This is a genomic window from Micromonospora sp. URMC 103, from assembly GCF_051386435.1.
Classification (GTDB): domain Bacteria; phylum Actinomycetota; class Actinomycetes; order Mycobacteriales; family Micromonosporaceae; genus Micromonospora.
Genome location: NZ_JBPQTR010000004.1, coordinates 1,174,173 through 1,199,247, shown reverse-complemented (window position 1 = coordinate 1,199,247; position 25,075 = coordinate 1,174,173). Strand labels below are relative to the sequence as shown.

Annotated in this window: 24 protein-coding genes; 5 read left to right on the top strand and 19 right to left on the bottom strand. The window is 74.3% G+C overall.

Annotated features, from left to right (window positions below; translation table 11 throughout):
- Nucleotides 1–102 precede the first annotated feature (102 nt).
- From ACSNOA_RS09240 to ACSNOA_RS09230, 3 genes are all read left to right on the top strand, one after another.
- Nucleotides 103–582, top strand: coding sequence for a YbjN domain-containing protein (locus ACSNOA_RS09240; protein WP_436657535.1), 480 nt, complete (start codon nt 103–105; stop codon nt 580–582).
- Nucleotides 579–2,243: a YbjN domain-containing protein gene (locus ACSNOA_RS09235; protein ID WP_436657534.1), complete on the top strand. Its 1,665-nt coding sequence runs from the start codon at nt 579–581 to the stop codon at nt 2,241–2,243. Before ACSNOA_RS09240 ends, ACSNOA_RS09235 begins: the two co-directional genes overlap by 4 nt.
- A 119-nt stretch (nt 2,244–2,362) precedes the next feature.
- Nucleotides 2,363–3,388: an LPXTG cell wall anchor domain-containing protein gene (locus ACSNOA_RS09230; RefSeq protein ID WP_436657533.1), complete on the top strand. Its 1,026-nt coding sequence runs from the start codon at nt 2,363–2,365 to the stop codon at nt 3,386–3,388.
- A 117-nt stretch (nt 3,389–3,505) separates the two neighbouring features.
- Here the strand turns inward: ACSNOA_RS09230 and ACSNOA_RS09225 are convergent, their stop codons facing one another.
- The 5 genes from ACSNOA_RS09225 to ACSNOA_RS09205 all read right to left on the bottom strand — a co-directional run bounded on the left by ACSNOA_RS09225 (nt 3,506) and on the right by ACSNOA_RS09205 (nt 9,209).
- A complete protein-coding gene (locus tag ACSNOA_RS09225) occupies nt 3,506–5,194 on the bottom strand; it encodes a ribonuclease J (RefSeq protein WP_436657532.1) in 1,689 nt (562 codons plus the stop codon).
- A gap of 52 nt (nt 5,195–5,246) precedes the next feature.
- Nucleotides 5,247–6,173 (bottom strand): 4-hydroxy-tetrahydrodipicolinate synthase, encoded by a 927-nt coding sequence (gene dapA / locus ACSNOA_RS09220; protein WP_436657531.1) that lies wholly within the window; start codon nt 6,171–6,173, stop codon nt 5,247–5,249.
- A 46-nt stretch (nt 6,174–6,219) separates the two neighbouring features.
- A complete protein-coding gene (thyX, locus tag ACSNOA_RS09215) occupies nt 6,220–6,963 on the bottom strand; it encodes an FAD-dependent thymidylate synthase (protein ID WP_436658356.1) in 744 nt (247 codons plus the stop codon).
- Nucleotides 6,964–7,360: 397 nt separating this feature from the next.
- Nucleotides 7,361–7,975 (bottom strand): DUF2752 domain-containing protein, encoded by a 615-nt coding sequence (locus ACSNOA_RS09210; protein ID WP_436657530.1) that lies wholly within the window; start codon nt 7,973–7,975, stop codon nt 7,361–7,363.
- 4 nt (nt 7,976–7,979) lie between these two features.
- Nucleotides 7,980–9,209: a winged helix-turn-helix domain-containing protein gene (locus tag ACSNOA_RS09205; RefSeq protein ID WP_436657529.1), complete on the bottom strand. Its 1,230-nt coding sequence runs from the start codon at nt 9,207–9,209 to the stop codon at nt 7,980–7,982.
- 80 nt (nt 9,210–9,289) lie between these two features.
- Here ACSNOA_RS09205 and ACSNOA_RS09200 point away from each other — a divergent pair, with 80 nt between their 5' ends.
- Nucleotides 9,290–9,844 carry an N-acetyltransferase family protein gene (locus ACSNOA_RS09200; protein WP_436657528.1) on the top strand — a complete coding sequence of 185 codons (555 nt, stop codon included), beginning with the start codon at nt 9,290–9,292 and terminating at the stop codon, nt 9,842–9,844.
- On the opposite strand, the gene ACSNOA_RS09195 is transcribed toward ACSNOA_RS09200, so the two are convergent.
- Complete coding sequence (locus tag ACSNOA_RS09195; RefSeq protein WP_436658355.1) at nt 9,743–11,017, bottom strand: glycosyltransferase 87 family protein; 1,275 nt, start codon at nt 11,015–11,017, stop codon at nt 9,743–9,745. The two genes, ACSNOA_RS09200 and ACSNOA_RS09195, sit on opposite strands and share 102 nt — an antisense overlap.
- A gap of 35 nt (nt 11,018–11,052) precedes the next feature.
- On the opposite strand from ACSNOA_RS09195, the gene ACSNOA_RS09190 reads away from it, so the two are divergent.
- Complete coding sequence (locus ACSNOA_RS09190) at nt 11,053–11,658, top strand: N-acetyltransferase family protein (protein WP_436657527.1); 606 nt, start codon at nt 11,053–11,055, stop codon at nt 11,656–11,658.
- A 143-nt stretch (nt 11,659–11,801) separates the two neighbouring features.
- Here the strand turns inward: ACSNOA_RS09190 and ACSNOA_RS09185 are convergent, their stop codons facing one another.
- The 13 genes from ACSNOA_RS09185 to rbfA form a co-directional block, all read right to left on the bottom strand.
- Complete coding sequence (locus ACSNOA_RS09185; RefSeq protein WP_436657526.1) at nt 11,802–12,281, bottom strand: GNAT family N-acetyltransferase; 480 nt, start codon at nt 12,279–12,281, stop codon at nt 11,802–11,804.
- Between the two features lie 49 nt (nt 12,282–12,330).
- Nucleotides 12,331–13,098: a 4-hydroxy-tetrahydrodipicolinate reductase gene (gene dapB, locus ACSNOA_RS09180; protein ID WP_436657525.1), complete on the bottom strand. Its 768-nt coding sequence runs from the start codon at nt 13,096–13,098 to the stop codon at nt 12,331–12,333.
- Nucleotides 13,099–13,284: 186 nt separating this feature from the next.
- Nucleotides 13,285–14,748, bottom strand: a complete 1,464-nt coding sequence (locus ACSNOA_RS09175) for a M16 family metallopeptidase (RefSeq protein ID WP_436657524.1) — start codon at nt 14,746–14,748, stop codon at nt 13,285–13,287.
- Nucleotides 14,749–14,796: 48 nt separating this feature from the next.
- Nucleotides 14,797–17,172 (bottom strand): polyribonucleotide nucleotidyltransferase, encoded by a 2,376-nt coding sequence (locus ACSNOA_RS09170; protein ID WP_436657523.1) that lies wholly within the window; start codon nt 17,170–17,172, stop codon nt 14,797–14,799.
- A gap of 226 nt (nt 17,173–17,398) precedes the next feature.
- Nucleotides 17,399–17,668: a 30S ribosomal protein S15 gene (gene rpsO, locus ACSNOA_RS09165; protein WP_043962418.1), complete on the bottom strand. Its 270-nt coding sequence runs from the start codon at nt 17,666–17,668 to the stop codon at nt 17,399–17,401.
- A gap of 237 nt (nt 17,669–17,905) precedes the next feature.
- Nucleotides 17,906–18,835 (bottom strand): bifunctional riboflavin kinase/FAD synthetase, encoded by a 930-nt coding sequence (locus tag ACSNOA_RS09160; protein ID WP_436657522.1) that lies wholly within the window; start codon nt 18,833–18,835, stop codon nt 17,906–17,908.
- A gap of 74 nt (nt 18,836–18,909) precedes the next feature.
- Complete coding sequence (gene truB, locus ACSNOA_RS09155; protein ID WP_436658354.1) at nt 18,910–19,812, bottom strand: tRNA pseudouridine(55) synthase TruB; 903 nt, start codon at nt 19,810–19,812, stop codon at nt 18,910–18,912.
- A gap of 93 nt (nt 19,813–19,905) precedes the next feature.
- Nucleotides 19,906–21,243 carry an MATE family efflux transporter gene (locus tag ACSNOA_RS09150; RefSeq protein ID WP_436657521.1) on the bottom strand — a complete coding sequence of 446 codons (1,338 nt, stop codon included), beginning with the start codon at nt 21,241–21,243 and terminating at the stop codon, nt 19,906–19,908.
- Between the two features lie 530 nt (nt 21,244–21,773).
- The gene (locus ACSNOA_RS09145; protein WP_436657520.1) at nt 21,774–22,301 is read right to left on the bottom strand and encodes an adenylate kinase; all 528 of its coding nucleotides are present in this window, start codon (nt 22,299–22,301) and stop codon (nt 21,774–21,776) included.
- Nucleotides 22,302–22,787: 486 nt separating this feature from the next.
- Nucleotides 22,788–22,997 carry a DUF6186 family protein gene (locus ACSNOA_RS09140; protein WP_436658353.1) on the bottom strand — a complete coding sequence of 70 codons (210 nt, stop codon included), beginning with the start codon at nt 22,995–22,997 and terminating at the stop codon, nt 22,788–22,790.
- Nucleotides 22,997–23,404: a hypothetical protein gene (locus ACSNOA_RS09135; RefSeq protein ID WP_436657519.1), complete on the bottom strand. Its 408-nt coding sequence runs from the start codon at nt 23,402–23,404 to the stop codon at nt 22,997–22,999. The genes ACSNOA_RS09140 and ACSNOA_RS09135 overlap by 1 nt, the downstream gene beginning before the upstream one ends.
- A gap of 108 nt (nt 23,405–23,512) precedes the next feature.
- Nucleotides 23,513–24,586 (bottom strand): DHH family phosphoesterase, encoded by a 1,074-nt coding sequence (locus ACSNOA_RS09130; protein WP_436657518.1) that lies wholly within the window; start codon nt 24,584–24,586, stop codon nt 23,513–23,515.
- A complete protein-coding gene (gene rbfA / locus ACSNOA_RS09125; RefSeq protein WP_436657517.1) occupies nt 24,583–25,065 on the bottom strand; it encodes a 30S ribosome-binding factor RbfA in 483 nt (160 codons plus the stop codon). The genes ACSNOA_RS09130 and rbfA overlap by 4 nt, the downstream gene beginning before the upstream one ends.
- Nucleotides 25,066–25,075 lie beyond the last annotated feature (10 nt).

Here is a 25,075-nt window from a genome sequence, read left to right as displayed (position 1 = left end):
AACGGCGCGGCCCGGCGGATCGCCGCTTTTCCGGGTCGTGTCCGCGCGTCGCAGCACGGACTCCGCCGCATGCCGTGATATCTGCCTCAGAAGGGATGCCCGATGGCGTCGCCGGGATACGAGGACGATCCGGACGGCCCCCTGGCCGGGCACCCGCGGCGGCTGCGACCGCTGACCGGCGAGCTGATCGCCGCCGTGCTCGGCGCCCGGGGGTACGCGGTGACCGCCCAGGCCGACGGCGACCTGGTCGGCCGCTGGGACGACAACCTCGTCTGGTTCCTGCGGCTGGGCGAGGCCGGCGAGCTGCTCCAGATCCGCACCATGGTGGCGCCGACCTTTCCCATCGAACGGGTCCCGGCGCTGCACGAGTTCTGCAACGCGTGGAACCACGACCGGCTCTGGCCGAAGGCCTTCGTCCACGTCGACGACGACGGCCGGGCCCGCGTCTGCGGCGAGGTGATCGCCGACCTGGAGCGCGGGGTGACCGCGCACCAGCTCGACCAGCTGCTCGACTGCGGCATCTCGACGGGCTGCCAGCTCGCGGCCGCCGTGGGCCGGCTTCCCCGTGGAGCCGCCTCGTGAGCGGTCGGGGCGAGCCGGGCGGCGGCCCGGGCGGGACCGGTGGCCGGCGGCACGGCCGGCTGGGTGACCTCGACCTCGTGGGCCGCAACCGCGGGCCGGCCCGCAACCGGGAGCTGGTCGCCGCCCTCGCCGACGTCCGGGACCTGCCCGACGGTCCCGCCCGGCTCGTCGAGCTGGAACGGATCGCGGCCGAGGCGGACGCGGACGGCGACGACCGCTCCGCCGTCGACGCCCGATTCGCGCTCGTCGAGACGGCTCTGCTGCACGGCGAGCGGTGGCGACTCGTCGAGCCGGTGCGGCGCTGCCTCGCCGTCCTCGACCGCCGCCCCGAGCTGTTCACCGACACGGAGGCGGACCTGCTGACCCGCTACCAGCGCTACGCGGTCGAGGCGCTGCTGGGCACGCCGCGGGTCGGGCTGGACCAGGCGCGGGCGGTCGACGACCTGGCCCGCAGGACGGGCGAAGCGGCCGAGGCGGTGGCCGAGCTGCGCTGCCGCATCGCCGACCACCTGGGCGACGAGCCGACCGCCCGCGAGTGGTACGACCGCTGGGCGACCGCCGAGCCCGGGCCCGCGAGCGGGTGCCCCGGCTGCGCACCGGCCCGCCGCGCGGACGTGCTCACCGGCTGGGGCGAGGCCGCGGCCGCCCTCGCCGAGCTGCGGGAGGTGCTCGACGGCGCCGTCGACTGCACCGACCAGCCCGAGCGCGCCCTCACGTCGGCCCTGCTGCCCTGGCTGCGGCTCGGCGAGCCGGAACGCGCCGGCGCCGCGCACGTGCGGGCGTACCGGCGGCACCGCCGCGAGCGGGCCGCCTTCCCGTACCTCGCCACGCACCTGCGCTTCTGCGCGCTCGCCGGGCACCCGGCGCGCGGCCTCGACATCCTCGCCGCGCACCTGCCCCGGCTCGACCACCCGCACGACGACCTCTCCGGCATGGAGTTCGCGGCCGCCGGGGCACTGGTCTGCGCGCTCGCCGTCGAGGCGGGGCTGGGCGGACGCACCGTGCACCGGCCGGCGTACGGGGACCGCCCGGCCGCCGACCTCGACGTCGCGACGCTCGGCGCCGTGCTGCTCGCCGTCGCCACCGAGCTGGCCGGCAGCTTCGACGCCCGCAACGGCACGGGGCACCAGTCGGGCCGGATGGCCGCCTGGCTGGCCGAGCGTCCGGTCGCGGCGCCCGTGCCGCTGCCTCCCGACGACGGCGCCGGGGACGAGGTCGCCGACCCCGCACCGGAGGATCCGGAGCCCGACGAGCTGGAGCTTGCGCCGCTCACCCTGTCGATGATCACCGCGCTGCTGGACCGCCGTGGCGACCGGTACGCCGTGGACGCCGGCGCGACCGTGGTGGGCCGGTGGGGCGAGGCCGTCATCCAGTTCCGCCGGCTCGGCGAGCGCGGCGAGATCCTGCACGCCCGGACGCTGGCCACCCGGCGGCTGCCGGTCGCCCGGCGCGCCGAGGCGTACGCGTTCTGCAACGCGTGGAACCAAGACCGGCTGCTGCCCAAGGCGTACGTTCACGACCTCGGCGGCGAGCTGGTGCTGGCCGGCGACGTGAGCACGGACCTGGCGCACGGGGTGGCCCCCGCGCAGCTCGCCGTGCTGCTGAACGCGGCCGTCACGACCGGCGTCGCGTACGCCGACGCCGTCGCGGCGCTGCCCTGACCCGCTCCCGCCCCCGGAGCACGGGCGAGGCGGGAATGCCACACATCCGACACTCGCGCAACCGGGCACCCGCTTCGGGCGTGGCACCGGCATCGCTCGTGCCGACCCAGGGAGCCACCATGATCCGTCTGTCCCGCGCCGCTGCCGCCGGCGCACTTCTCGCCCTGCTCGTCCCCGCGCCGTCCACGGCCGCACCCGCCCCGGCCGCGTCGCCGGACGCCCCGGGGGCCGTCCTGGCCTTCGCCGATCACGTCTTCCTCAACGGTGACCCGTGGCGCCCCTCCGCGCCGCTGACGGTGACCGTGTTCAACGAGGGTCAGACGGCCACCCCGGGGTTCTTCGTGCTCCGCCTGCCGCCCGGCGTCGCTCTGACCGACCGGGGAAACTGCCGCCCGGCCGCCGGGGCGTCGGCGACCTGGACCTGCGGCGGCGCCGAGGTGGCACCCGGCGGGCGGCGGGAGTACCGCCTCACGGTGACGTCCTCGACGGCGGAGCCGGTGTTCGGCGTGGACGCGTGGGGCTCGGTCACCGGCCGGGACGGCACGGGCGTCACCACCCGCACCGTGGACGTCCGCATCAACTGGCCGGACCGGACGTCGCTGCGGCTGGGGGCCACCGCCGCGCCCGTGGTGGACGGTCAGACCACGGTGGCGGTCCGGGTGACGAACGCCGGCACCTTCGCGATCGGCGGGTACGCGCTGAACGTCACCACCCCGGACGGCGTCCGGGTGATCGGCCCGAGTTGCTCGGACAGCGGTCGGATGGACGGCGTCGGATGCGAGATCCTGCGGTCCGGGCCGGTGCCGGCGGGCGCCGCGGACCGGTTCGCCGTGCGGCTGGCGGTGACGGGCGGCACCCGGACGGTCCGGCTGAACCTGGCGCCGACCGAGCGCTACACCAACCGCGACACCTCCGTCGCCCTCCGGCTGGCCGGCGGCGAGGGCTCCGGGGCGGGCGACGTCACGCCGTCCCCGACCGGCACCGCGAGGCCGACGGGCGCGCCCACGGCGACCGCGTCGGGCCAGGGGGCGCCGGAGCTGGCCCGTACCGGGGCCGCCGGAACGGCGTACGCCCTGGCGGGTGTGGCGCTGCTCGCCTTCGGGGCCGCGCTCCTGCTGGTCCGGCGCCGGCTCGCGCGGGACTGAGCGGGCGCTTGGCCGTCCGGGCCGCGGTCACGGCCGACCGCGCCTGTGGGGCTCCGGGTCGGTCGCCGACGTGCACGGGGATATCGGCGACCGGCCCGGTCACGGATCGGCGGCGGATCAGACCTCGACGACCGTGGGCACGATCATCGGCCGTCGGCGGTACGCGTCGTTGACCCAGCGCCCCACCGTCCGCCGGACGATCTGCTGGAGCTGGTGCGGGTCGCTGATGCCGTCGGCGGCGGCCCGGTTGAGCGCCTCGGTGACCAGCGGGATCACGCCGTTGAACGCCTCCGGGTCCTCGGAGAAGCCCTTGGCGGAGACGGTCGGGCCGGCCACCACCTTGCCCGTCACGGAGTCCACCACCACGGTGGCCGCGATGAAACCGCCGTCGCCGAGGATCCGCCGCTCGGTCAGCAGCGACTCGCTGACGTCACCGACGGCGAGCCCGTCGACGTACACGTACCGGCTCTTCACGTGGCCCACCAGGCTGGCCCGGCCCTCGACGAGGTCGACCACGTCGCCGTCCTCGCAGAGCACCACCCGGTCGGAGGCGACGCCGGACTCGATGCCGAGCCGGGCGTGCGCCCGCAGGTGGCGCCACTCGCCGTGCACGGGCATCAGGTTGCTGGGCCGCACCACGTTGAGCAGGTAGAGCAGCTCGCCGGCCGGGGCGTGGCCGGAGACGTGGACCTTCGCGACGTCCTTGTGCACGACCACGGCGCCGGCCCTCGCGAGCCGGTTGATCACCCGGTAGACGGAGGTCTCGTTGCCCGGCACCAGGGACGAGGCGAGCACCACGGTGTCACCGGGGGCGATCGTGATGTGCCGGTGGTCGCCGCTGGCCATCCGGCCTAGGGCGCTCATCGGCTCGCCCTGCGAACCGGTGGACATCAGCACGATCTGCTCCGGCGGCATGGTCGTCGCCTCCTCCAGCCCGACGACCAGGCCGGGCGGGATGTTGAGCAGACCCAGGTCCCGGGCGATGCCCATGTTGCGCACCATCGACCGGCCGATGAGGGCCACCTTGCGGCCGTGCTCGGCGGCCGAGTCGAAGACCTGCTGCACCCGGTGCACGTGGGAGGCGAACGAGGCGACGATGATCCGCCCGCGCGCCTTCTGGAAGATCGAGTCCAGGACGGGGCCGATCTCCCGCTCCGGGGTCACGAAGCCCGGGATCTCGGCGTTGGTCGAGTCGGACAGCAGCAGGTCCACGCCCTCGGCGCCGAGCCGGGCGAAGCCGGCCAGGTCGGTGATCCGGCCGTCGAGGGGAAGCTGGTCCATCTTGAAGTCGCCGGTGTGCAGCACCAGGCCGGCGGGCGTGCGCACCGCCACGGCGAGCGCGTCCGGGATCGAGTGGTTCACCGCGAAGAACTCGCACTCGAACGGGCCGAGCTGCTCCCGGCCGCCCTCCCGCACGGTCAGCGTGTAGGGCTGGATCCGCCGCTCCGCGAGCTTCGCCTCGACGAGGGCGAGCGTGAACTGGGAGCCGACGAGCGGGATGTCCGGCTTGTGCGCGAGCAGGTACGGCACCGCGCCGATGTGGTCCTCGTGACCGTGGGTGAGCACGATCGCCTGCACGTCGTCGAGCCGGTCCAGGATCGGCCCGAAATCCGGGAGGATCAGGTCGACGCCGGGCTGCTCGACGTCGGGGAAGAGCACCCCGCAGTCGATCACCAGCAGCTTGCCGTCGTACTCGAAGACGGTCATGTTCCGACCGATGGCGCCGAGCCCGCCGAGCGGGATGATCCGCAGCCCGCCCTCGGGCAGCGGTGGGGGGAGTTCCGCCTCGATGTGCGCCTCGGTCACGCGTTCACCTCATTCTGGGACGCCGTCACCGGGCGTCCGTCGTGTCGTTCGTTCATTCGGGCAGTTCGAGACCCGCCGCCGCGCAGTCCGCGCGCAGCTGGGCCGTCTCGTCGTCGGTGGCGTCCACCAGCGGGGGCCGGACCGGGCCGGCGGGCAGGCCGACGGCCTTCAGGCCCGCCTTCACGAGGATGACGCCCTGGGTACGGAAGATGCCGGTGTACAGGGGCAGGAGCCGGCGGTGCAGGGCGAGCGCGGTGGCGTTGTCCCCCGCGTCGTACGCCTCGATCATCTGCTTGGTGAGCCTGCCGGTGAAGTGGGTGGAGGTGCCGACCACGCCGACCGCGCCGACGCCCAGCGAAGGCAGGGTGAGCGAGTCGTCGCCGCTGTAGAAGGCGAGGTTGGTGCGGCTGGTCACCCAACTGGTAGCGGTGAGATCGCCCTTCGCGTCCTTGACCGCGACGATCCTCCCGTGCTCGGCGAGGCGGACCATGGTCTCGGTGGCGATCGCCACCCCGGCGCGGTGCGGGATGTCGTAGAGCATCACCGGCAGGCCGGTGGCGTCGGCGACGGCGGTGAAGTGGCGCAGCACCCCCGCCTGCGGCGGCTTGTTGTAGTACGGGGTCACCACGAGCAGCCCGTGCGCGCCCGCCTTCTCGGCGGCGGCGGCCAGCTCGATGGTGTGCCGGGTGTCGTTGGTGCCCACCCCGGCCACCACCTTGGCCCGGTCCCCGACGGCCTCCACCACGGCCCGGATGAGGCGTTCCTTCTCCGCGTCGCTCGTGGTCGGCGACTCGCCGGTGGTGCCGTTGACCACGAGCGCGTCGTTGCCCTGCTCGTCGACCAGGTGGTTCGCCAGTCGCGCGGCGCCGTCGAGGTCCAGCGACCCGTCGGCGGTGAACGGGGTCACCATGGCCGTGAGCACTCGGCCGAACGGGCGGGACACCGCCCGGGCCGGGGTGTCAGGGTGGTCGTGCGTCATGTATCCAACCTAGCGGACGACCCCGGAGCGCCCGCCGGGGAAGGGCTCAGGAGAGCTGGGCGTGAGGGCTCGTCGCCACCTCCGTGCCGTCCGGCAGGGCGGTGATCACGAAGTCGGCGAAGACGTTGGGGGCCACCCTCTGGAGCTGGCGCAGGCACTCGACGGCCACCTCGCGGATCTCCACGTCGGCCTGCTCCGAGGCGCGCATGGCGATGAAGTGGCGCCAGGCGCGGTAGTTGCCGGTCACCACGATCCGCGTCTCGGTGGCGTTCGGCAGGACGGCGCGGGCCGCCTGGCGGGCCTGCTTGCGCCGCAGCGTGGCGCTCTCCACGTCGGCGAAGCGCTTCTCCAGCCCCTCCAGCAACTCGGTGTACGCCCGGACGCTCGCCTCGGCGGCCTCGACGAACTTCTTGTGCAGCTCCGGGTCCTCGGCGATCACCGCGGGCTCGACCATGGCGGCGTCGCGCTCCGGGACGTACCGCTGGGAGAGCTGGGAGTAGGAGAAGTGCCGGTGCCGGATCAGCTCGTGGGTGAACGAGCGGGACACCCCGCTGAAGTAGAAGGTCACCGAGCCGTGCTCGAGCACCGAGAGGTGGCCGACCTCGAGGATGTGCGCGAGGTAACCGGCGTTGGTGGCGGTCGCCGGGTTGGGCTTGCGCCACGACTGGTAGCAGGCACGACCGGCGAACTCGGCGAGCGCCTGGCCCCCCTCGGCGTCGGTCGACCAGGGCACGTCGTCCGGCGCCTCGAAGTGGGTCCACGCGATCAACTTCACCTGGGGCTGCACCATCTCCGGCATTCCTCGGACTGTAGTGGGAGGGGCGGGCCAGCCCAAGTCCGGCTCGCTCCCGTGCGCGTTCGATCACGTCGGGCGGGTCCCGCTGGCCGCCCGGCCGAGGCCCCGCTGCGGGAGACGGGAGCTACCTCCGGGCCCTGTCGAGCTGCCCCAGGAATGGGGCACCGGAGCGCCAGGCGCGGGCACCGGAGCGCCGCGCGGGCACCGGGCCCGCCACTCCGACGCCGGTCCGCCCCGTATCTGGGGCAGCTCGACAGGCGCCGAGCCCCACCCCTCGCATCACCCGCGTGAGCCGGCAGCCGGCCCCCCTCGGATGCCGCCACCTGTTCCGCCGAGCAGACGGCCGCCCGGTCGCGCCGCTGGTCCGCCCGCCGATCGACGAGCGGTGGGATCACACGTACAGGGAGGTGAAGGGCGCCCAGGGGAGGTTGCGCAGCACCGAGAAGGCCAGCCAGGCGGCCAGGAACCCGCCGATCACCTTGCTGCTGATGCGCAGCTCCGGAAGGCGCCAGCCGAACGCCTGCTGACCGGCCCACGCCACGAAGAGGTACGCGAGGAACGGCAGCGCGAAGACGAACAGGAAGTGGTGCCGGGCGGCGGCCGGCAGGTCGCCGTGGACCACGTACCAGAGCGCGCGGGTGCCTCCGCAGCCCGGGCAGTCAAGGCCCGTGGTGAGCTTGAGCAGACAGCTGGGCGCGGCGTCGGGCGCGGAACGGGTGGGATCGCTGATCAACGTGTAGGCGATGCCGGCGGCCACGCAGCCGAGCGCGGCCAGCGGCACGGCCCAGCGGGGCGAGCGGTCGTAGAGCCGCATGACGAACCGGGTGAGCCGGTCCGGCTCGACCACCGGATAGGGCGGGACCGTGCCGGCCGGCAGCGCGCCCGCCGGCCAGCCGGGAGGCGGCGCCGCACCGTGCGCCAGCGCCGCACCGGGGGCCGTCGCGGCGGGTACGGCGGACGGGGTGGGTGGCTGCGGCGGGACGGCCGGCCCGTCAACGCTCGTCACGGGCTCACCGTACACCGGCCACGCCCACCAGCGCGGCGCCCAGCGGGCCGGCCAGGTCACCGGCGGCGGGCGGCGCCACGGCGTCCAAACCGAGCCAGCCGGCGAGCCGGTAGAGCTCGGCGGCGAGCGCCACGGCCGTCTCCCCCGGGTCGGCGCCGGGCTCCACCCAGGCGGCGGGCACCAGCAGCACCCCGGCCTTCCGGTCGGCCTTGAGGTCGACCCGGGCCGTGAACCGGTCACCCTGCAGGAACGGCAGCACGTAGTAGCCGTGCACCCGCTGGGGCGCGGGCACGTAGATCTCGATGCGGTAGCTGAAGTCGAAGAGCCGCTCGGTGCGGTTGCGCTCCCAGATCAGCGGGTCGAACGGGCTGACCAGGGTGTTGCCGCGCACCCACCGGGGCAGCCGGGCCTGCGCGTGCAGCCAGGCCGGCTGCCGCCAGCCCGCCACGGTGACCGGCACCAGCTCGCCCGCCTCCGCCAGCTCGGCGATCGCCTGCCGGGCGCCGGCCAGCGGCAGCCGGAAATAGTCGCGCAGCTCCGCCTCGGCGGCGACCCCGAGCGACCGGGCGGCGACCGCCACCAACGTCCGGTACGCCTCGGCGTCGGTCGGGGTGGGCGCGTCCAGCGCCGCGGCGGGGAGCACCCGCTCCGGCAGGTCGTAGCGGCGGGCGAAGGAGGTCGTGCGCTCCGCGGCGCTCACCTCGCCGGCCCAGAACAGAAACTCCAGCGCCCGCTTCACGGCCGACCAGTTCCAACCCCAGTTGCCGGTCTCCCGGGGCGCGTCGTGCTCGATCTCCGCGGCGGTGAGCGGCCCCCGGGCGGCCACCTCGTCGCGGACCCAGGCGACCAGCTCGGGCTGCTCCTGCGCGATGCGGCGCATGCCGCCCCAGGCCTCGCTGCGCGCGCGGGCCATCCGCCAGCGCAGCGCCGCGTGCAGCCCGACGGGGACGAGCGACGCCTCGTGCCCCCAGTATTCGAACAGCTCGCGGGGACGCCGGTAGGCGGCGCTGTCGAGCAGGCTGGTCGGGTAGGGCCCGAGCCGGCTGTAGAGCGGCAGGTAGTGGGCCCGTTGCAGCACGTTGACCGAATCCATCTGGATCAGCCCGACGCGGTCGAGGACCCGGCGCAGGTGCCGGCGGGTGGGCACGCCGGCCGGCGCCGGGTCGGCGAAACCCTGGGCGGCGAGCGCCACCCGGCGCGCCTGGGCGAGAGAGAGCGATTCCGGTGCGGCCATCGACGGCGACCCTAGCTCAGGCGTACGACGCCGCGGCGCGGATGCTGGACGGACCGCCCGACGAGGCATAGAACGGTGCGATGCGCACCATCCGCCCGGAAGAGCCGGACGACGCCGAGGCGGTCGCCCGGGTGCACGTGCACGGCTGGCAGGCCGGCTACGCCGGCATCATGCCGGACGAGGTGCTGCGGCGACTGAACGTGGCCGCCTGGGCGCAGCGCCGACGCGACGTGGGTACGGCGGATCCGGAGCACCCGTTCACGACCCTGCTCGCCGAGACGGACGGCGAGGGGGTGATCGGCTTCACCTCCTTCGGGCCCTACCGGGTCGACCAGGACCGGGACACGCTCGATCCGACCTGCGGCGAGATCCTCGCCCTCTACGTCGAGCCGGCGCACTGGGGCGACGGGACGGCACGGGAGCTGTTCGCCGCGGCCCGGGCGGGGCTGGTTGCGCGGGGCTGGTCGGCGTACCGGCTCTGGGTGCTCGAGGAGAACCGGCGTGCCCGTCGCTTCTGCGCCCGGGCCGGCCTGTCACCGGACGGGGAACGCTCCACCTACCCGGTGCCGCTCTCCGGCGGGCGCCCGCCCGTCGACCTCGTCGAGCTGCGGTACGCCGGGCGCCTCGGCGGCTGACCCGGCCGGCGTCGTCCGGCGGACCGGCAGGAACGCGAGCAGCGCCAGGCTGATCCACACGTAGGTGTTGCTGCCGAGGAAGCCGTCCAGCCCGGTGAAGTCCTTCTCCCACGCCCAGACGATCCGGCTCACGAGGAGCCCGTACCCGACGAGCGCGGCGGCCAGCAGCAGGCGGCGCCGGCGGCCACGGGCGGGCGCCGCCATGGCGTTGTCCACGAGCAGGATCAGCACCGGCAGCAGCCACACCAGGTGGTGCACCCACGTCACCGGGCTCACGAGACACATGACGGCGCCGGTGAGGGCCAGCCCGGTCGCCTCGTCACCGGCCGACGCGGCGGCCCGCGATCGCCAGGCCCACAGCGCCATCGTGCCGAGCACCAGGACGAGCCAGGCGAGCGTGCTCGGGTGCTCGGGGTCGAGCCGGGCCACCACCCCGCGCAGCGACTGGTTGGAGACGAACGCCAGCTCGCCGACGCGGTCGGTGTTCCACAGCGCCGCCGTCCAGAACTCCCGGGAGGCGTCCGGGAAGAGCGCGGCGGCCACCAGGGTCGCCCCGGCCGCGGCGGCCATCGAGGTGAACGCGGCCCGCCAGCGCCCGGTGACCAGCAGGTAGACGATGAAGATGCCGGGGGTCAGCTTGATGGCGGTCGCCAGCCCGATGCCCACGCCCGCCCAGCGGTTGCCGGCCGGCAGCAGCCGGAGCAGGTCCACCGCCACCAGGAACAGCAGCAGCATGTTGACCTGGCCGAAGTTGACCGTCTCGCGCATCGGCTCGAACGCGGCGGCCAGGCAGAGTGCCACGGCGAGGGCGAACCAGCGGGTCCAGCCCGCCCGGCGGGCGATCGGATCGACCAGCCACCAGAACAGGACCACGGTCACGGCGACCGTGGCGGTCACGCTGATCACGATGGCGACGAGCCACGGCACGTACGCCATCGGGAGCATGACGAGGGCGGCGAACGGCGGGTAGGTGAAGCCGTACTGCGTGAACGGCCGCAGGTAGTCGTAGATCTCGCCGCCGTCGTGCACCCACCAGGTGAGCGCGCCGTAGTAGACCTGGAGGTCGAAGAAGCCGTGCCGGACCGCGGCCACCGCGAGGAACGCGGACACCGCGACGGCGAGCAGCACCACGCCGACGACCTGCGCGATCGTCCGTCCGGCACCCTGCGCCACCGTCGCCTCCCTCGCCTTGCGTAGGCTCACGTCCCATGGCTCTCGGGTACGTCCGCCCGGCGCGTCCGGAAGACGCCGGCGAGATCGCACGCATCCAGCTCACGACCTGGCGGGTCGCCTATCGCCGGATCCTGCCCCGGCACGTCCTCGACAACCTGGACGAGGCGTGGCTGACCCGGCGGTGGACCGCCGCGGTGCAGGAGCCGCCCTCGGGCGCCCACCGTGTGCTGGTCGCCGTCGAACAGGCCGAGCAATCGTATCTGGTGGGCTTCGCCGCCTCCGGTCCGGCCGATGCGGAGGCGCTCGCCCCGAACGAGCCGGCCGAAGGGCTGGGCAGCGACGTCGCGGCGGTCACCGACCTGCTCGTCGAGCCGCGCTGGGGACGGCGCGGCCACGGCAGCCGGCTGCTCGCCGCCAGCGTGGACCTGTGGCGGGAGGACGGCTTCACCCGCGCCGTGGCCTGGGCCTTCGACGGCGACAAGGCCACCCGCACGTTCCTCGCGAGCGCGGGCTGGGAGCCGGACGGCGCCGGCCGCGCGCTCGACGTGGAGGACATGCTGGTCCCCCAGATCCGGCTGCACGTGACGGTCCCGGAGGGCGCCGAGCCCGCCGCGCCCGCGCAGGCCACGCCGATCGACTGAGCCGGGCCCGAGCGCGTCCCCGCCGGCAGGGACCGGCGGGGACGCGGGATCAGCCCCTGTCGGCGCCCTCGTTGGCGTCCCGGACGAAGTAGCGCTGGAACACCACGAAGATGATGGCGACGGGGATGGTGGCCACCTCATGATCAACGGGGTGGACGGGTGAGTTCGGCGACGACCTCGTCGTCCTCCACCGCGCCCGTCGGGCCGAAGCCCAGTCGCGTGTAGAGGGCCGCGGCCGCGGTGTTATCCGGGTGGTACGACAACCGCACCGGCGGGTGCCCGTCGCGGGCGGCCAGCCAGCCGGCCAGCGTCGACACGGTCGCCGCGCCGACGCCCCGCCCCTGCTCCCCCGCGTCGATCACCATGCCGCCGATCCAGTGCGACCCGTCGTCGTCGACGCCCCACATCACGTGCCCGACGACCGTCTCGTCGGCGTACACCGCGAGGGACGTCCACACGTCGCCACGATCGCTCAGGAGCAGATAGCGGGCCGCCAACGCGGGCACCCAGGCCCGCTGGTCGTCACGGGGCGCGACGTCGGCCACCGCCCGCCAGTTGTCGTCGTCCACCGGGCGCAGCGTGACGCGGCGTCCGGCCCGGTCGGAATGTCCAGCGTCGATCACCGGGGCAGACTAGGGGCCACCCCGGTGCGCCGGCGACGGGGTTTCGCGCTCAGTCGAGCAGGGGATCCAGACCGACGGTGAGGCCGGGGCGGTTGCGCACCGCGCGGGCGGCCAGCAGGACGCCCGGCATGAACGACGCCCGGTCGTACGAGTCGTGCCGGATGGTCAGCGTCTCGCCCGTGGTGCCGAAGAGCACCTCCTGGTGCGCGACCAGTCCGGTGGCGCGTACGGCGTGCACGCGGATTCCGTCGATCTCGGCGCCCCGGGCGCCCGGCACCTCGTCCTTCGTGGCGTCCGGCACGGGACCGAGCCCGGCCTCGGCACGGGCGCGGGCGATCTGCCGGGCCGTGTGGGTCGCGGTGCCGCTCGGCGCGTCAAGCTTCCGCGGGTGGTGCTGCTCGATGATCTCGACGGACTCGAAGTGCCGGGCCGCCCGCGCGGCGAACTGCATCATGAGGACCGCGCCGACGCCGAAGTTCGGGGCGATCACCACACCGACACCGGGCTTGTCCGCCAGCCAGCCGCGCACCCGCTCCAGCCGCTGCTCGGTGAAGCCGGTGGTGCCGACCACCGCGTTGATGCCCCGCTCGATGCACCAGCGCAGGTTGTCCATGACGACGTCCGGGGTGGTGAAGTCCACGACCACCTCGGCGGCGGAGGCCGCGTCCAGGCCGTCCCCCTGGTCGATCGTGGCCACCAGCTCCATGTCGGCGGCGGCGTCGACGGCCTTGCACACCTCGGCGCCCATCCGGCCACGGGCGCCGAGGACGCCGACCCGCAGCGGCTCGCCCGGATTCGTCTCCTGCTCGTCAGTCACGGGGCACAACCTATCCCAATCAGGACGCCCCAAGCCGCGAGACGTCCCCCACCCCCGCGCGCGCACCACCCACCCCGTCGATCATGCAGTTGTGGTGGGTGACAAAAGGGATATACCTGGGCGAGCCAGGCACCACAACTGCATGATCGACGCCGTGGTGGGGGTGACGGGGGGCCGGCGGGCGGGTCAGGCGGTTGTGAAGTCGGTCTTGGTGAACGGGCCGACCACCGCGAGGGACATCGGTCGGGCTAGCAGGTCGGCGGCCAGCTTGTTGACGTCCTCGACGGTCACCGCGTCCACCCGCGCGAGCAGCTCGTCCACCGGCATCAGGTCGCCGAAGAGCAGCTCCCCCTTGGCGAGCCGGCTCATCCGCGAGCCGGTGTCCTCCAGGCCCAGCACGAACGACCCCTTGGACATGCCCTTGCCCCGCGCCACCTCGGCCTCGGTGAGCCCGTCGGCGGCCACCCGCGCCAACTCGACGCGGGTCAGCTCCAGGACCTCGTCCACCTTGCCGGGGGCGCAGCCCGCGTACACGGCGAACAGGCCGGTGTCGGCGTACTGGCTCGCGTACGAGTAGACCGAGTAGGCGAGGCCCCGCTGCTCGCGGATCTCCTGGAACAGCCGGCTCGACATCCCGCCGCCGAGCACGTTGTTGAGCACGCCGAGCGCGAACCGGCGGTCGTCGGTCCGGTCGATGCCGGGGCAGCCGAGGATGACGTGGGCCTGCTCCGTCTCCTTCGACTCGACGAGGGTCTCGACGGGCCGGGTGCGTACGGCCGGAGCCGCCGGGCGGTGCGGCGCCGGCGTGGCGGGCTCGGTGTCCAGCGGCGTGCCGCGTAGGGCCTGCCGGACCAGCTTGACCACGGCGGCGTGGTCGAGGTTCCCGGCCGCGGCCACGACGATCTGCGGCGCGGTGTAGTGCCGCCGGTAGAAGCTCTGGATCTGTCGCCGGGTCATGGGCGTGACCGTCGCCTCGGTGCCGGAAATCAGCCGGCCCAGGGGGTGGTCGCCGTAGACGGCCCGCGAGAAGAGGTCGTGCACCTCGTCACCGGGCTCGTCGTCGTGCATGGCGATCTCCTCGAGGATCACGCCCCGCTCGGTCTCCACGTCCGCCGCCTCGAGCACGGAGTCGGCGACCAGGTCACACATGACGTCGATGGCCAGGGGCAGATCCTCATCCAGCACCCGGGCGTAGTAGCAGGTGTACTCCTTGGTGGTGAACGCGTTGGTCTCGCCGCCCACCGCCTCGATCGCCGAGGAGATCTCCAGCGCGCTGCGCTTGCGGGTGCCCTTGAAGAGCAGGTGCTCCAGGAAGTGGGCCGCCCCGGACTGGGTGCCGGTCTCGTCGCGGGAGCCAACCGCCACCCAGATGCCGAACGACACGCTGCGCATGGCGGGGATCGCCTCGGTGAGCACGCGCAGACCGCTGGGGAGCACGGTACGTCGTACCGTGCCGCCCAGCGGGTCCGCGCTGATCGTCCGGGTCACCGCCCGGCCGGCCCCGGAAGCCCGGCCGGTGCCCGAAGCGCCGCTGGCGCCCGAAGCCCGGCCGATGCCGGAGGCCCGGCCGGCACCGCCGAAGCCGGTGGGCCGGAAAGACGCCACCCCCCGTCGATCCGGCGGAAACGGCGCACGATCGGCCCGACTCACGTATTGCTCCCAGATCGACGAGGGGTGGAGGTGCGGTGGTGCGAAGGGTCAGCTGTGCCGGGTCCGGCGGCGCGGACGCGACTCGCCGCCGCCCTCGCCACCCTCGCCGCCCGGGCCCCGCTCGCCACGGTCCGGCCCGCGGCCGCCACGCTCGCGGTCACCGCGGTCACGCGGACCACGGTCGCCGCGCTCGCGGCCGGCGGGACGCTCGCCCTCGGCGGCCTCCCCGGCGGCCGGCGCCTCGGCGCCCTCGGGGCGGACCTTGTCCAGGTAGATCTTGCCGCGCTGGTCGATGTCGGCGATCTCCACCTCGACGCGGTCACCCACGTTGAGGAAGTCCTCGACCTTCTCGACCCGCTTGCCGTCGCCCACCTTGGAGATGTGCAGCAGACCGTCGCGGCCGGGCACCAGCGAGATGAACGCGCCGAACGCGGCCGTCTTCACCACGGTGCCGAGGAACCGCTCGCCGACCTTCGGCAGCGTCGGGTTGGCGATCCCGTTGATCCGGTCCACGGCCGCCTGGGCGGACGGGCCGTTGGTCGCGCCGACGTAGATCGTGCCGTCGTCCTCGATGGAGATCTCGGCGCCGGTCTCGTCCTGGATGGCGTTGATGGTCTGACCCTTGGGGCCGATCACCATGCCGATCTTGTCGACCGGGATCTTCACGGTGGTGACCCGCGGCGCGTAGTCGCTCATCGCGGCCGGCCCCTCGATCGCCGACTGCATGACGTCGAGGATCGTCTGCCGGGCCTCGTGCGCCTGCTGGAGCGCGCCGGCCAGCACGTCCGACGGAATGCCGTCGAGCTTCGTGTCGAGCTGGAGGGCCGTCACGAAGTCCCGCGTGCCGGCGACCTTGAAGTCCATGTCGCCGAACGCGTCCTCGGCGCCGAGGATGTCGGTGAGCGTCACGTACTGGGTCTTGCCCTCGACCTCGTCGGAGATGAGGCCCATGGCGATGCCCGCGACCGGCGCCTTCAGCGGCACACCGGCCGAGAGCAGGCCCAGCGTGGAGGCGCAGACCGAGCCCATCGAGGTGGAGCCGTTGGAGCCGAGCGCCTCGGAGACCTGCCGGATGGCGTACGGGAACTCCTCGCGCGACGGCAGCACCGGGATGAGCGCCCGCTCGGCGAGCGCGCCGTGGCCGATCTCGCGCCGCTTCGGCGAGCCGACCCGGCCGGTCTCACCGGTCGAGTACGGCGGGAAGTTGTAGTTGTGCATGTAGCGCTTGGACTTCTCCGGGGAGAGCGTGTCCAGAGCCTGCTCCATGCGGAGCATGTTGAGCGTCGTGACGCCCAGGATCTGGGTCTCGCCGCGCTCGAAGAGGGCCGAGCCGTGCACGCGGGGCAGCACGCCGACCTCGGCGGTCAGCGGGCGGATGTCGCGCGGGCCGCGGCCGTCGATGCGGACCTGCTCGCGCAGCACGCGGCTGCGGACCTCGGACTTGGTCAGCGAGCGGAACGCCGCGGACAGCTCCTTCTCCCGGCCCTCGAAGCGCGGGCCGAGCTCCTCGGCGACCCGGGCCTTCACCCGGTCCAGGGCCTCCTCGCGGTCGGCCTTGCCGGCGATCTTCAGGGCCTCGGCGACGTCGGCCCGGGCCAGGTCGGCCACGGCGTCGTACGCGTCGTCGGAGTAGTCAAGGAAGACCGGGAACTCGGCGACCGGCTTGGCGGCCACGTCGGCCAGCTCGCTCTGCGCCCGGCACAGCTCGCGGATGGCCGGCTTGGCGGCCTCCAGGCCGCTCGCCACGATCTCCTCGGTGGGAGCGGGCGCGCCGCCGGCGACCAGCGCCACGGTGTGCTCGGTGGCCTCGGCCTCGACCATCATGATCGCGACGTCGCCGTCGGGCAGCGCCCGGCCGGCCACGACCATGTCGAAGGTGGCCCGGGCCAGCTCCTCGTGGGTCGGGAAGGCGACCCACTGGCCGTCGATGTGGGCCATCCGGGTCGCCCCGATGGGGCCGGAGAACGGCAGGCCCGACAGCTTGGTCGACATCGAGGCGGCGTTGATGGCCACCACGTCGTAGGGGTGCTGCGGGTCGAGGGCGAGGACGGTCTCGACGACCTGGACCTCGTTGCGCAGGCCCTTGACGAACGACGGGCGCAGCGGCCGGTCGATCAGGCGGCAGGTGAGGATGGCGTCCTCGCTCGGCCGGCCCTCGCGGCGGAAGAACGAGCCGGGGATCCGGCCCGCGGCGTACATCCGCTCCTCCACGTCCACGGTCAGCGGGAAGAAGTCGAACGACTCCCGCGGCTGCTTGCTAGCGGTGGTGGCGGAGAGGACGACGGTCTCGCCCAGCTGAGCGACGACCGAGCCGGCGGCCTGACGGGCCAGCCGACCGGTGGAGAAGGTGATCTCACGGGTGCCGAACGACCCGTTGTCGATCACGGCGGTGCGGGATTCGGTGCCGAGTCTGGTCTCGGTCATGGTGCAGTCGTGCTCCTTCGCATCGGGGGCTCGCGACGCGGGGAGCTGCTCAGACGGCCGGTCTTCGATCGAAGCGCCCGGGATGCGGCGGAGTGCCGAACGACCCGGGGGCCACTACCGGAGACCGGTACGCTGACCAGGCTCCCTGCTCGGGTGGTCGCGCTGCCCTGTTCTCTTCCTGTGGTACCGGAAGGGGGAGCGGCCCGGTGGCCGCTCCCCCGTCACGTCACCGGCGCAGACCGAGCCGCTCGATGAGCGACCGGTAGCGGTTGATGTCCTTCTTCTGGACGTAGTTGAGCAGCCGACGGCGACGGCCGACCAGCAGCAGCAGCCCGCGGCGGCTGTGGTGGTCGTGCTTGTGCACCTTCAGGTGCTCGGTGAGCTCGGCGATCCGCTTGGTGAGGACCGCGACCTGCACCTCCGGCGAACCGGTGTCGCCCTCGGCGGTCGCGTACTCCGCGCGGATCTTGGCCTTGGCTTCCTGGTCGAGCGCCATGTTCTCCCTGTTTCGATGGGTTGATCACTGATGTCCGTCGTCCCGGTCGGTGGACCGGACCCGGACCGGCACCTCGCACCCGCGGCGTCGAGCAGGCACGCGAGGCCCCACGTCGGTCATCCGACGTCCCCGCCAGACTACCAGCCGTCGCCGGTACGGCCCGGCCAAGGGCGGCCGACCCGGGCGCGCCGCCCGGGCGACACCCCGTGGGAGCGCATCCAGCGCCGGGGGCGGCCGTCAGCCGAGCGCCCGGCGCGCACGCTCCACGTCCTGGTGCATCTGCGCGATCAGCGGTTCGATCGCGTCGTACCGGATCTGCCCGCGCAGGTGCGCCACGAAGTCGAGCGCCAGCCGCTCGCCGTACAGGTCGCCGTCGAAGTCCAGGACGTACGCCTCGACCCGCCGCTCGCGCCCGGAGAAGGTCGGGTTGGTGCCGACCGAGACCGCCGCGAGGAGCGGCTCACGGTGACCCCGCCGGACCAGGCGGGCCGCGTACACGCCGTCGGCCGGGATCGCCGCGTACCGGTGGCAGAGCAGGTTGGCCGTGGGGAAGCCCAGCTCACGACCGCGCTGGTCGCCCCGGACCACCACGCCCTCCACCCGGTGCGGCCGGCCCAGCGCCGCCGCCGCCGCGCCGACGTCACCGGCGTCCACACAGGAGCGGATGTACGTCGAGGAGAAGACCGTGCCGTCCTCGGCCACCAGCGGCGCGCCCTCCACCCCGAAGCCGAAGGTCCGGCCCAGCCGCTCCAGCAGCGCCACGTCACCGGCCGCCCGGTGGCCGAAGCGGAAGTTGTCCCCCACCACGACCAGCGCCGCGTGCAGGTGCTCGACCAGCACGTCGTGCACGAACGCCTCGGCAGGCAGCCGGGAGAAGTCCGGGGTGAACGGCACCACGCAGAGCACGTCGACGCCGAGTTCCTCGATCAACTCGGCCTTGCGGGCCGGCTCGGTGAGCACCGCCGGGTGCGATCCCGGGCGGACGACCTCGGCCGGGTGCGGGTCGAAGGTGACCACCACCGACTGCACGCCCAGCTCCCGGGCCCGCGCCACGGCGTGCCCGATGGTCGCCTGGTGCCCCTTGTGCACGCCGTCGAAGACACCGATCGTCAGGACGGACCGCCCCCACCCACCGGGCGCCGCGTCGTACCCCCGCCACCGCTGCATGCCGCTCCCTTCCTGCCTCTGCCCGCTCCGCGAACCCGCCCCGAGACCGCGCCGGCGCTCCGGCCGGCGTGCCGTCAGGCCGGTGCGAGCACGATCTCCGCGCGGGCCCGCCCCTCCCGCTCGCTGACGATAGCGATCAGGCCGCCGGCCGGATCGAACACGGCGTACGGCCCGGCGATCCCCGCCGGATCCAACGGCCCGCCGTGCGAGAGCAGCGTGGCCTCCGCGGCGGTGGCGTCCCGGCGCGGGAAGAACCGGTCCGCCGCCGCGGCGAGCGGCAACGTGACCACCTCCGGCGCCCGCCGCTCCAGCTCGTCCAGCGTCGCGGCCTCGGTCAGGGCGAACCCGCCCACCGCCGTACGCCGCAGGGCCGTCAGGTGGCCGCCGACGCCGAGCGCGAGGCCCGCGTCCCGGGCGATGGCCCGGATGTACGTGCCGGAGGAGCAGGTGACGTCGACGTCCACGTCGACCACGTCGGGCTCGTCGCGCCGGACGGCGAGCAGGTCCAGCCGCGACACGGTGACCCGCCGGGCCGGCAGCTCGACGCTCTCCCCCTCGCGCACCCGCTTGTACGCCCGCTGTCCGTTGATCTTGATGGCGCTCACGGCGCTGGGCACCTGGTCGATCTCGCCGGTCAGCGCGGCGAGCGCGGCCCCGATCGCCTCGTCCGTGAGCTGCCCGGCCGGCGCCGTGCGGACGACGTCACCCTCGGCGTCGTCGGTGACCGTGGACTGGCCGAGCCGGATGGTGGCCGTGTAGCTCTTGCCCGCGCCGATCACGTACGTCAGCAGCCGGGTGGCCCGGCCCACCCCGATCACCAGCACGCCGGTGGCCATCGGGTCGAGCGTGCCGCCGTGCCCCACCCGTCGGGTGCGGGCCAGCCGCCGGATCCGCGCCACCACGTCGTGCGACGTCATGCCACCCGGCTTGTCCACCACGATCAGACCGTCTGCGCTCACGACCGCCAAGCCTGCCAGACGGTGTCGCCGCCCCCGGCGGCAGCCGGCCCGGCGTGGGCGTCCGGCCCGGGGCCGAGCCGCTGCCGGGCACCAGACACCGGGCCAGTGGCCTCACCGGACCGCGCCGACCACCGCCCACGCACCCGAACGCAGCCGCAGCAGCAGCGCGACCAGCCGGAGCACCACGAAGAGGGTGAGCCCGGCCCAGATGCCGCCGAGCCCCAGGTCGAGCCCGTGGGCCAGCCAGATCGCCGGGAGGAACCCGCCGAGCGCCGCCACCACGGTGAGGTTGCGCAGGTAGCGGACGTCGCCCGCGCCGATCAGCACGCCGTCCAGGGCGAACACGACCCCGGCCAGCGGCTGCATGGCCACGAACCACGGCCAGGCCACCATGGCCTGCTCGCGTACCAGAGGGTCGGAGCTGAACCACGACGGCACCACGCCCGCGCCGGCACCGATGACCACGGCGAACGCCACCCCGCAGGCGCCGCCGAACAGCGCGACCCGGCGGGCCAGCGCCCGCGCGCCGGCGTCGTCGCCGGCCCCGAGGGCGGCGCCGACCAGGGACTGGGCGGCGATCGCGAGCGCGTCGAGGACCAGCGCCGTGAAGAACCACAACTGGAGGGCGATCTGGTGGGCGCCCACCGCCGCCGCCCCGAAGCGGGCGGCCACCGCGGTCGCGGACAGGAAGCTGGCCTGGAAGGCCGCACCGCGGATCAGCAGGTCCCGGCTGAGCACCAGTTGCTGCCGGATCAGCCGCGGCCGGGGCCGCAGCGGGACGCGCTCGGCGATCAGCGCCGCCGCGAAGAGGCCCCCGGCGAGCGTCTGCGCGACCGCGTTGGCCACCGCAGAACCGGCCAGGCCCAACCCGGCCGGGTAGACGAGCAGGGGGCAGAGCAGCGCGGACAGGAGGTTGGGCGCGAGCACGAACACCAGCGGACGGCGGGTGTCCTGGACGCCGCGCATCCAGCCGTTGCCGGCGGCCGCGAGCAGCAGGCCCGGAGCGCCGAGCGCCGCGATCCGCAGCCACTGGGCAGCGGCGTCGGCCACCTCGCCCGGGCCGCCGACGAGGGTACGCGCCAGCGCCCCGCCGCCGACCTGCATGCCGACCGCCAGCAGCAGCCCGACGCCGAACGCGAGCCACGACGACTGCACGCCCTCGGCGACCGCGGCGGCCCGGTCCCCCGCGCCGAACCGGCGGGCCGAGCGGCCCGTGGTGCCGTACGCCACGACGGTGCCGAGCCACGCGGCGAGCGTCATGACCGTTCCGCCGACGGCGAGCGCGGCGAGTGGCACGCGGCCCAGGTGCCCGACCACGGCGGTGTCGACCAGCACGTAGAGCGGTTCGGCGGCGAGCACGACGAGCGCCGGCAGCGCGAGCGCGGCGATCCGGCGCGGCGAGGCGGCCTGGGCGGCGGCCGGGGTGGGGGCGGGGGCGGTCTGGCTCATCGCCGCCGATCCTGGCATGGTCCGGTAAGGATCGCAAGGCGCATGGTGACTTACCGACGGGCGGCCGCGGTTGTCGGTTGGTGGCCGACGGTTGGCGGCTGGCGGTTGGCGGCGGTTGGCAGGCGGCTGGCGGTTGACGGTTGACGGTTGGCTCGCCGGTGGCCCGGTGGCCCGCTGGCCCGGTGGCCCGCTGGCCCGGTGGCCCGGTGGCGGGTGGCCCGCTTGGCAGCCGACGGTTGGCGGTTGGCGGTTGGCGGTTGGCGGTTGGCGGCCATTGTCAGTGATCGACACCGGATCGGCGAGATGGCGGCATCCGACGCCTGATGACCCCGCCACATCGGCGAAACGGAGTCGATCACGCTGCCCGCGCCCCGACGGCGGCCCACGTCCCGGGCGAGCGGCCAGCGGCCACCGGCCACCCGCCACCGGCCACCGGGCCACCCGCCACCGGGCCACCGGCCACCGGCCACCGGCGAGCGGCCCGTCGGCACCGACTCGGCGGCCCGGTAGGGCGGCCGGCGTCCGCCGTATCAGCCGCCGTGCGCCCGGCCGGCGGGGAGCGTGTCGAGCCAGCGGCGCACCTCGGTGCGGCTGCGCAGCCGCACCACGGGGATACCCGGTGCGGACGACGCGACGGCGGCGAGCAGGCGGGGCCGGGACCGGCGCGGATAGCGCCACACGTAGCGGAGGAAATCGAGGTCGATCCGCTCGGGGCAGCCGACCGGCAGGTCGGCGCGGGAGACCCGGCGGTGCGCCCAGCGGCGCTGCAGCACCCGGCGCAGGCAGAGCAGCCGGGGCAGGTCGCAGAAGACGAGCAGGTCGGCCCGGGGCAGGCGGAGGTCGAGGCTGCCGGCGTAGTTGCCGTCCATCACCCACGCGGGCCGGGCCGCGAGCCGGGCCACGGTGTCCCGCCAGGCCACCTCGTCGGGCGCCACCCAGCCGGGCTGCCAGTAGTGCCGATCCAGGTGGATCAGCGGGAGGTCGAGCCGGCGGGCGATCTCCCGGGCGACCGTGGTCTTGCCGGCGCCCGCACTGCCGACGACCAGGATCCGGCGCATGCGCCGACCGTAGCGGCCGGTCACGGACGTCGGGAAGCGCCGTCCAAGCGGGAACGGGTCGAGGGGGCGGTGACGCTGCCGGCGCGGCGCGTCCGCGGCGTCACCGCCGGCGGGTACGGGTCACTGACGGGTGTCCATGGAGGTCTGCAACGCGCGGCGGGCCTGCTCGCGACCCTCGTCGGTGGTCTCGGGCTTCGGCTGGGGCTTGCTCGACATCGTGGTGCTCCTTCCAGGGGGTGAGCCACCGACGGGCGGCGGCCCTCACGGGCGGTCCTGCGAAGCGCCACCGCGGCGGTCCGGGGTCACCGGAGCGGCCGGTCGGGCGGCGTGAGCCCGGGTCGGTCGACCCTGGAGGAAGGCGGCACCGGGTGTGGCGCCACCCCCACGACCTGCGCCATCGATGTGACGCCGGCCGTTTCCCAAATTATCGTTCAGGTCCACATGGTGCGCCCGGTTCCCGACATTTGGACGGTCGGGTGGGCGACGTCAACGGGCCAGGAAGTGCCAACCGAGCCACCACCAGAAGCCGAAGAGACCGATCCGGCCCACCGGCACCGATCCCACCTCGTAGCGCATGACGTACGCGCACACCTCGCCGAGGGTCGGGACGTGGGAACCCTCGCGACGGGCCAGCCACTCGATGACGCCGAAGAGCGCGAGGGCCGCCAGGAAACCGCCGATGGCGAGCGCCCGCATCATCGCCGCACCAGCCCCCAGAACGCGGCCAGCCAGGCGAACCACGCCGCCGAACGGACCAGGTGGTCCTCCAGCAGTGGATCCGCCAGCCGCGAGAAGGTGGGGAACTCGTCGCCCGCCGCGAGCACGAAGGTGGCGCCCTCGAAGACCCCGAACACCACCACCGGCAGCGCCCACCAGGCCGCTCCGGCACCGAGCCGGGCCGGCGCGGGCCGGCGCGGGACCCGGTTGCTGAGACCGAGCCAGATCAGCACCCCGCCGGTGCCGAGAGTGTAGAGATTGGCCTCGGTGGAGAAGGAGGCGAACCGGCCACCCACGAGGGAGAGGCACAGCAGCACGGGGACGGAGACGGCGGGACGGTCCCAGGTGCGGGGCATTTCGACCGTGAGGTCACGGGGCTGCTCCATTCCGTGATTCTCCCCGCCCCCGCCGGGCACGGGAAGGCCGCCAGGCCCGGAGCCGACCCTGATCCTCGCGGCCCGGTCGCCCGGAGCGACCTGATCCTCCCGGCCCGGTCAGCCGCCGGCGGTCGGGATCACCGCGGCGTCGAGCTGCCCCCGGATCCGGTCGACTATTTCCTCGGGCGCGCCCCGACCGGTGAAGCCGGCGGCGAACCGGTGGCCGCCGCCCCCGAGGGCGACCGCCACCCGGCTCACGTCGACGCCGCCCTTGCTGCGCAGCGAGACGGCCCACTCGTCGGGGCCGGTCTGCTTCACCACGCAGCTGACGTCGGCCTCGGCCGTGCAGCGCACCGAGTCGATGAGCGCCTCGAGCACGTACGGCCGCTGACCGTGCCGGGCCAGGTCGTCCAGCCCCGCCCACGTCCAGACCAGACCCCGGCCACCGGCCGCGGACGGCTCGAGCCGGGCCCGGCCGAGGGCTTCGCCGAACAGCCGGACCGCCCCGAACGGCCGGGTGTCGAAGACCCGCCGGGAGATGTCTCCGGGACGGATGCCGGTGGCCAGCAACCGGGCGGCCATCTCGTGCACCGCCGGGGTGGTCGCCTCGAACCGGAACGAGCCGGTGTCGGTGGTGAGCGCGACGTACAGGCACTCGGCGATCGCGGCGTCCAGCGGCACGGCGAGCCGGGCCAGCAACTGCTCGGCGACCACCGAGGTGGCGGCGGCGCGCGGATCCACCAGGTTCACGCCGCCGAAGCGGGTGTTCGACGCGTGATGGTCGAGCACCAGCGCCACTCCCGCGGTGTCCAGCCGGTCGACGAGGTCGCCCAGACGTGACTCGCTCGCCACGTCGAAGCAGATCACCAGGTCGGGATCGGCGTACGCCTCGCTCGCGGGCACCAGCAGGTCGAGCCCCGGCAGGCCGCGGAGCGGCTCGGGCACCTCGGGCGGCCCCGGAAACGTGGCCTGCATCCGGCGTACGCCGAAGCGGCGCAGGCCGAGCCCGAAGCCGAGCATGCTGCCGAGCGCGTCCCCGTCCGGGTTGACGTGACAGATCAGCAGCACCCGCGCGTCGGCCGGCAGGTCCCGGAGCACCGATTCGGCGGCCGCCCAGTCGTCGGCGGTCGGTCCGGAGTCGCCCGGTGCCGCGTCGACGACGGCGGCCACCGGCCCGCGGGATCCGCTCACCGCCGGTCCCCGCCGGCGGGCGGGGTGTCGTCCTCGGTGTCGTCGGTGTCCTCGTCGGTGTCCTCGTCGAGCCGGTACGGCTGCGCCTCGCCCGCGTACTGGGCGCTGGCCGCGAGACGCTGCACCTCGGCGTCGGCAGTGCGGGCCGCCGCGAGCAGGTCGTCGATGTGCTTGACCTGGTCCTGCACGTCGTCGAGGACGAAGGTCAGCGTCGGCGAGTGGCGCAGCCCGAGCGCCTTGCCCACCGTGCTGCGCAGCATGCCCTTGGCGCTCTCCAGCGCCGCCGCCGTGCCTGCCTGGGCCGCCGCGTCGCCGAGGACCGTGTAGAAGACCGTGGCGTCGCGCAGGTCCGCCGTGATGCGCGCGTCGGTGATGGTGATCATGCCGAGCCGCGGGTCCTTGATCTGGCTCCGCACCACCGACGCGACCAGTTCACGTACGCGCTCCGCGTGCCGGCGAACCTTGGCCGGATCCGTCATCTCCGCCCAC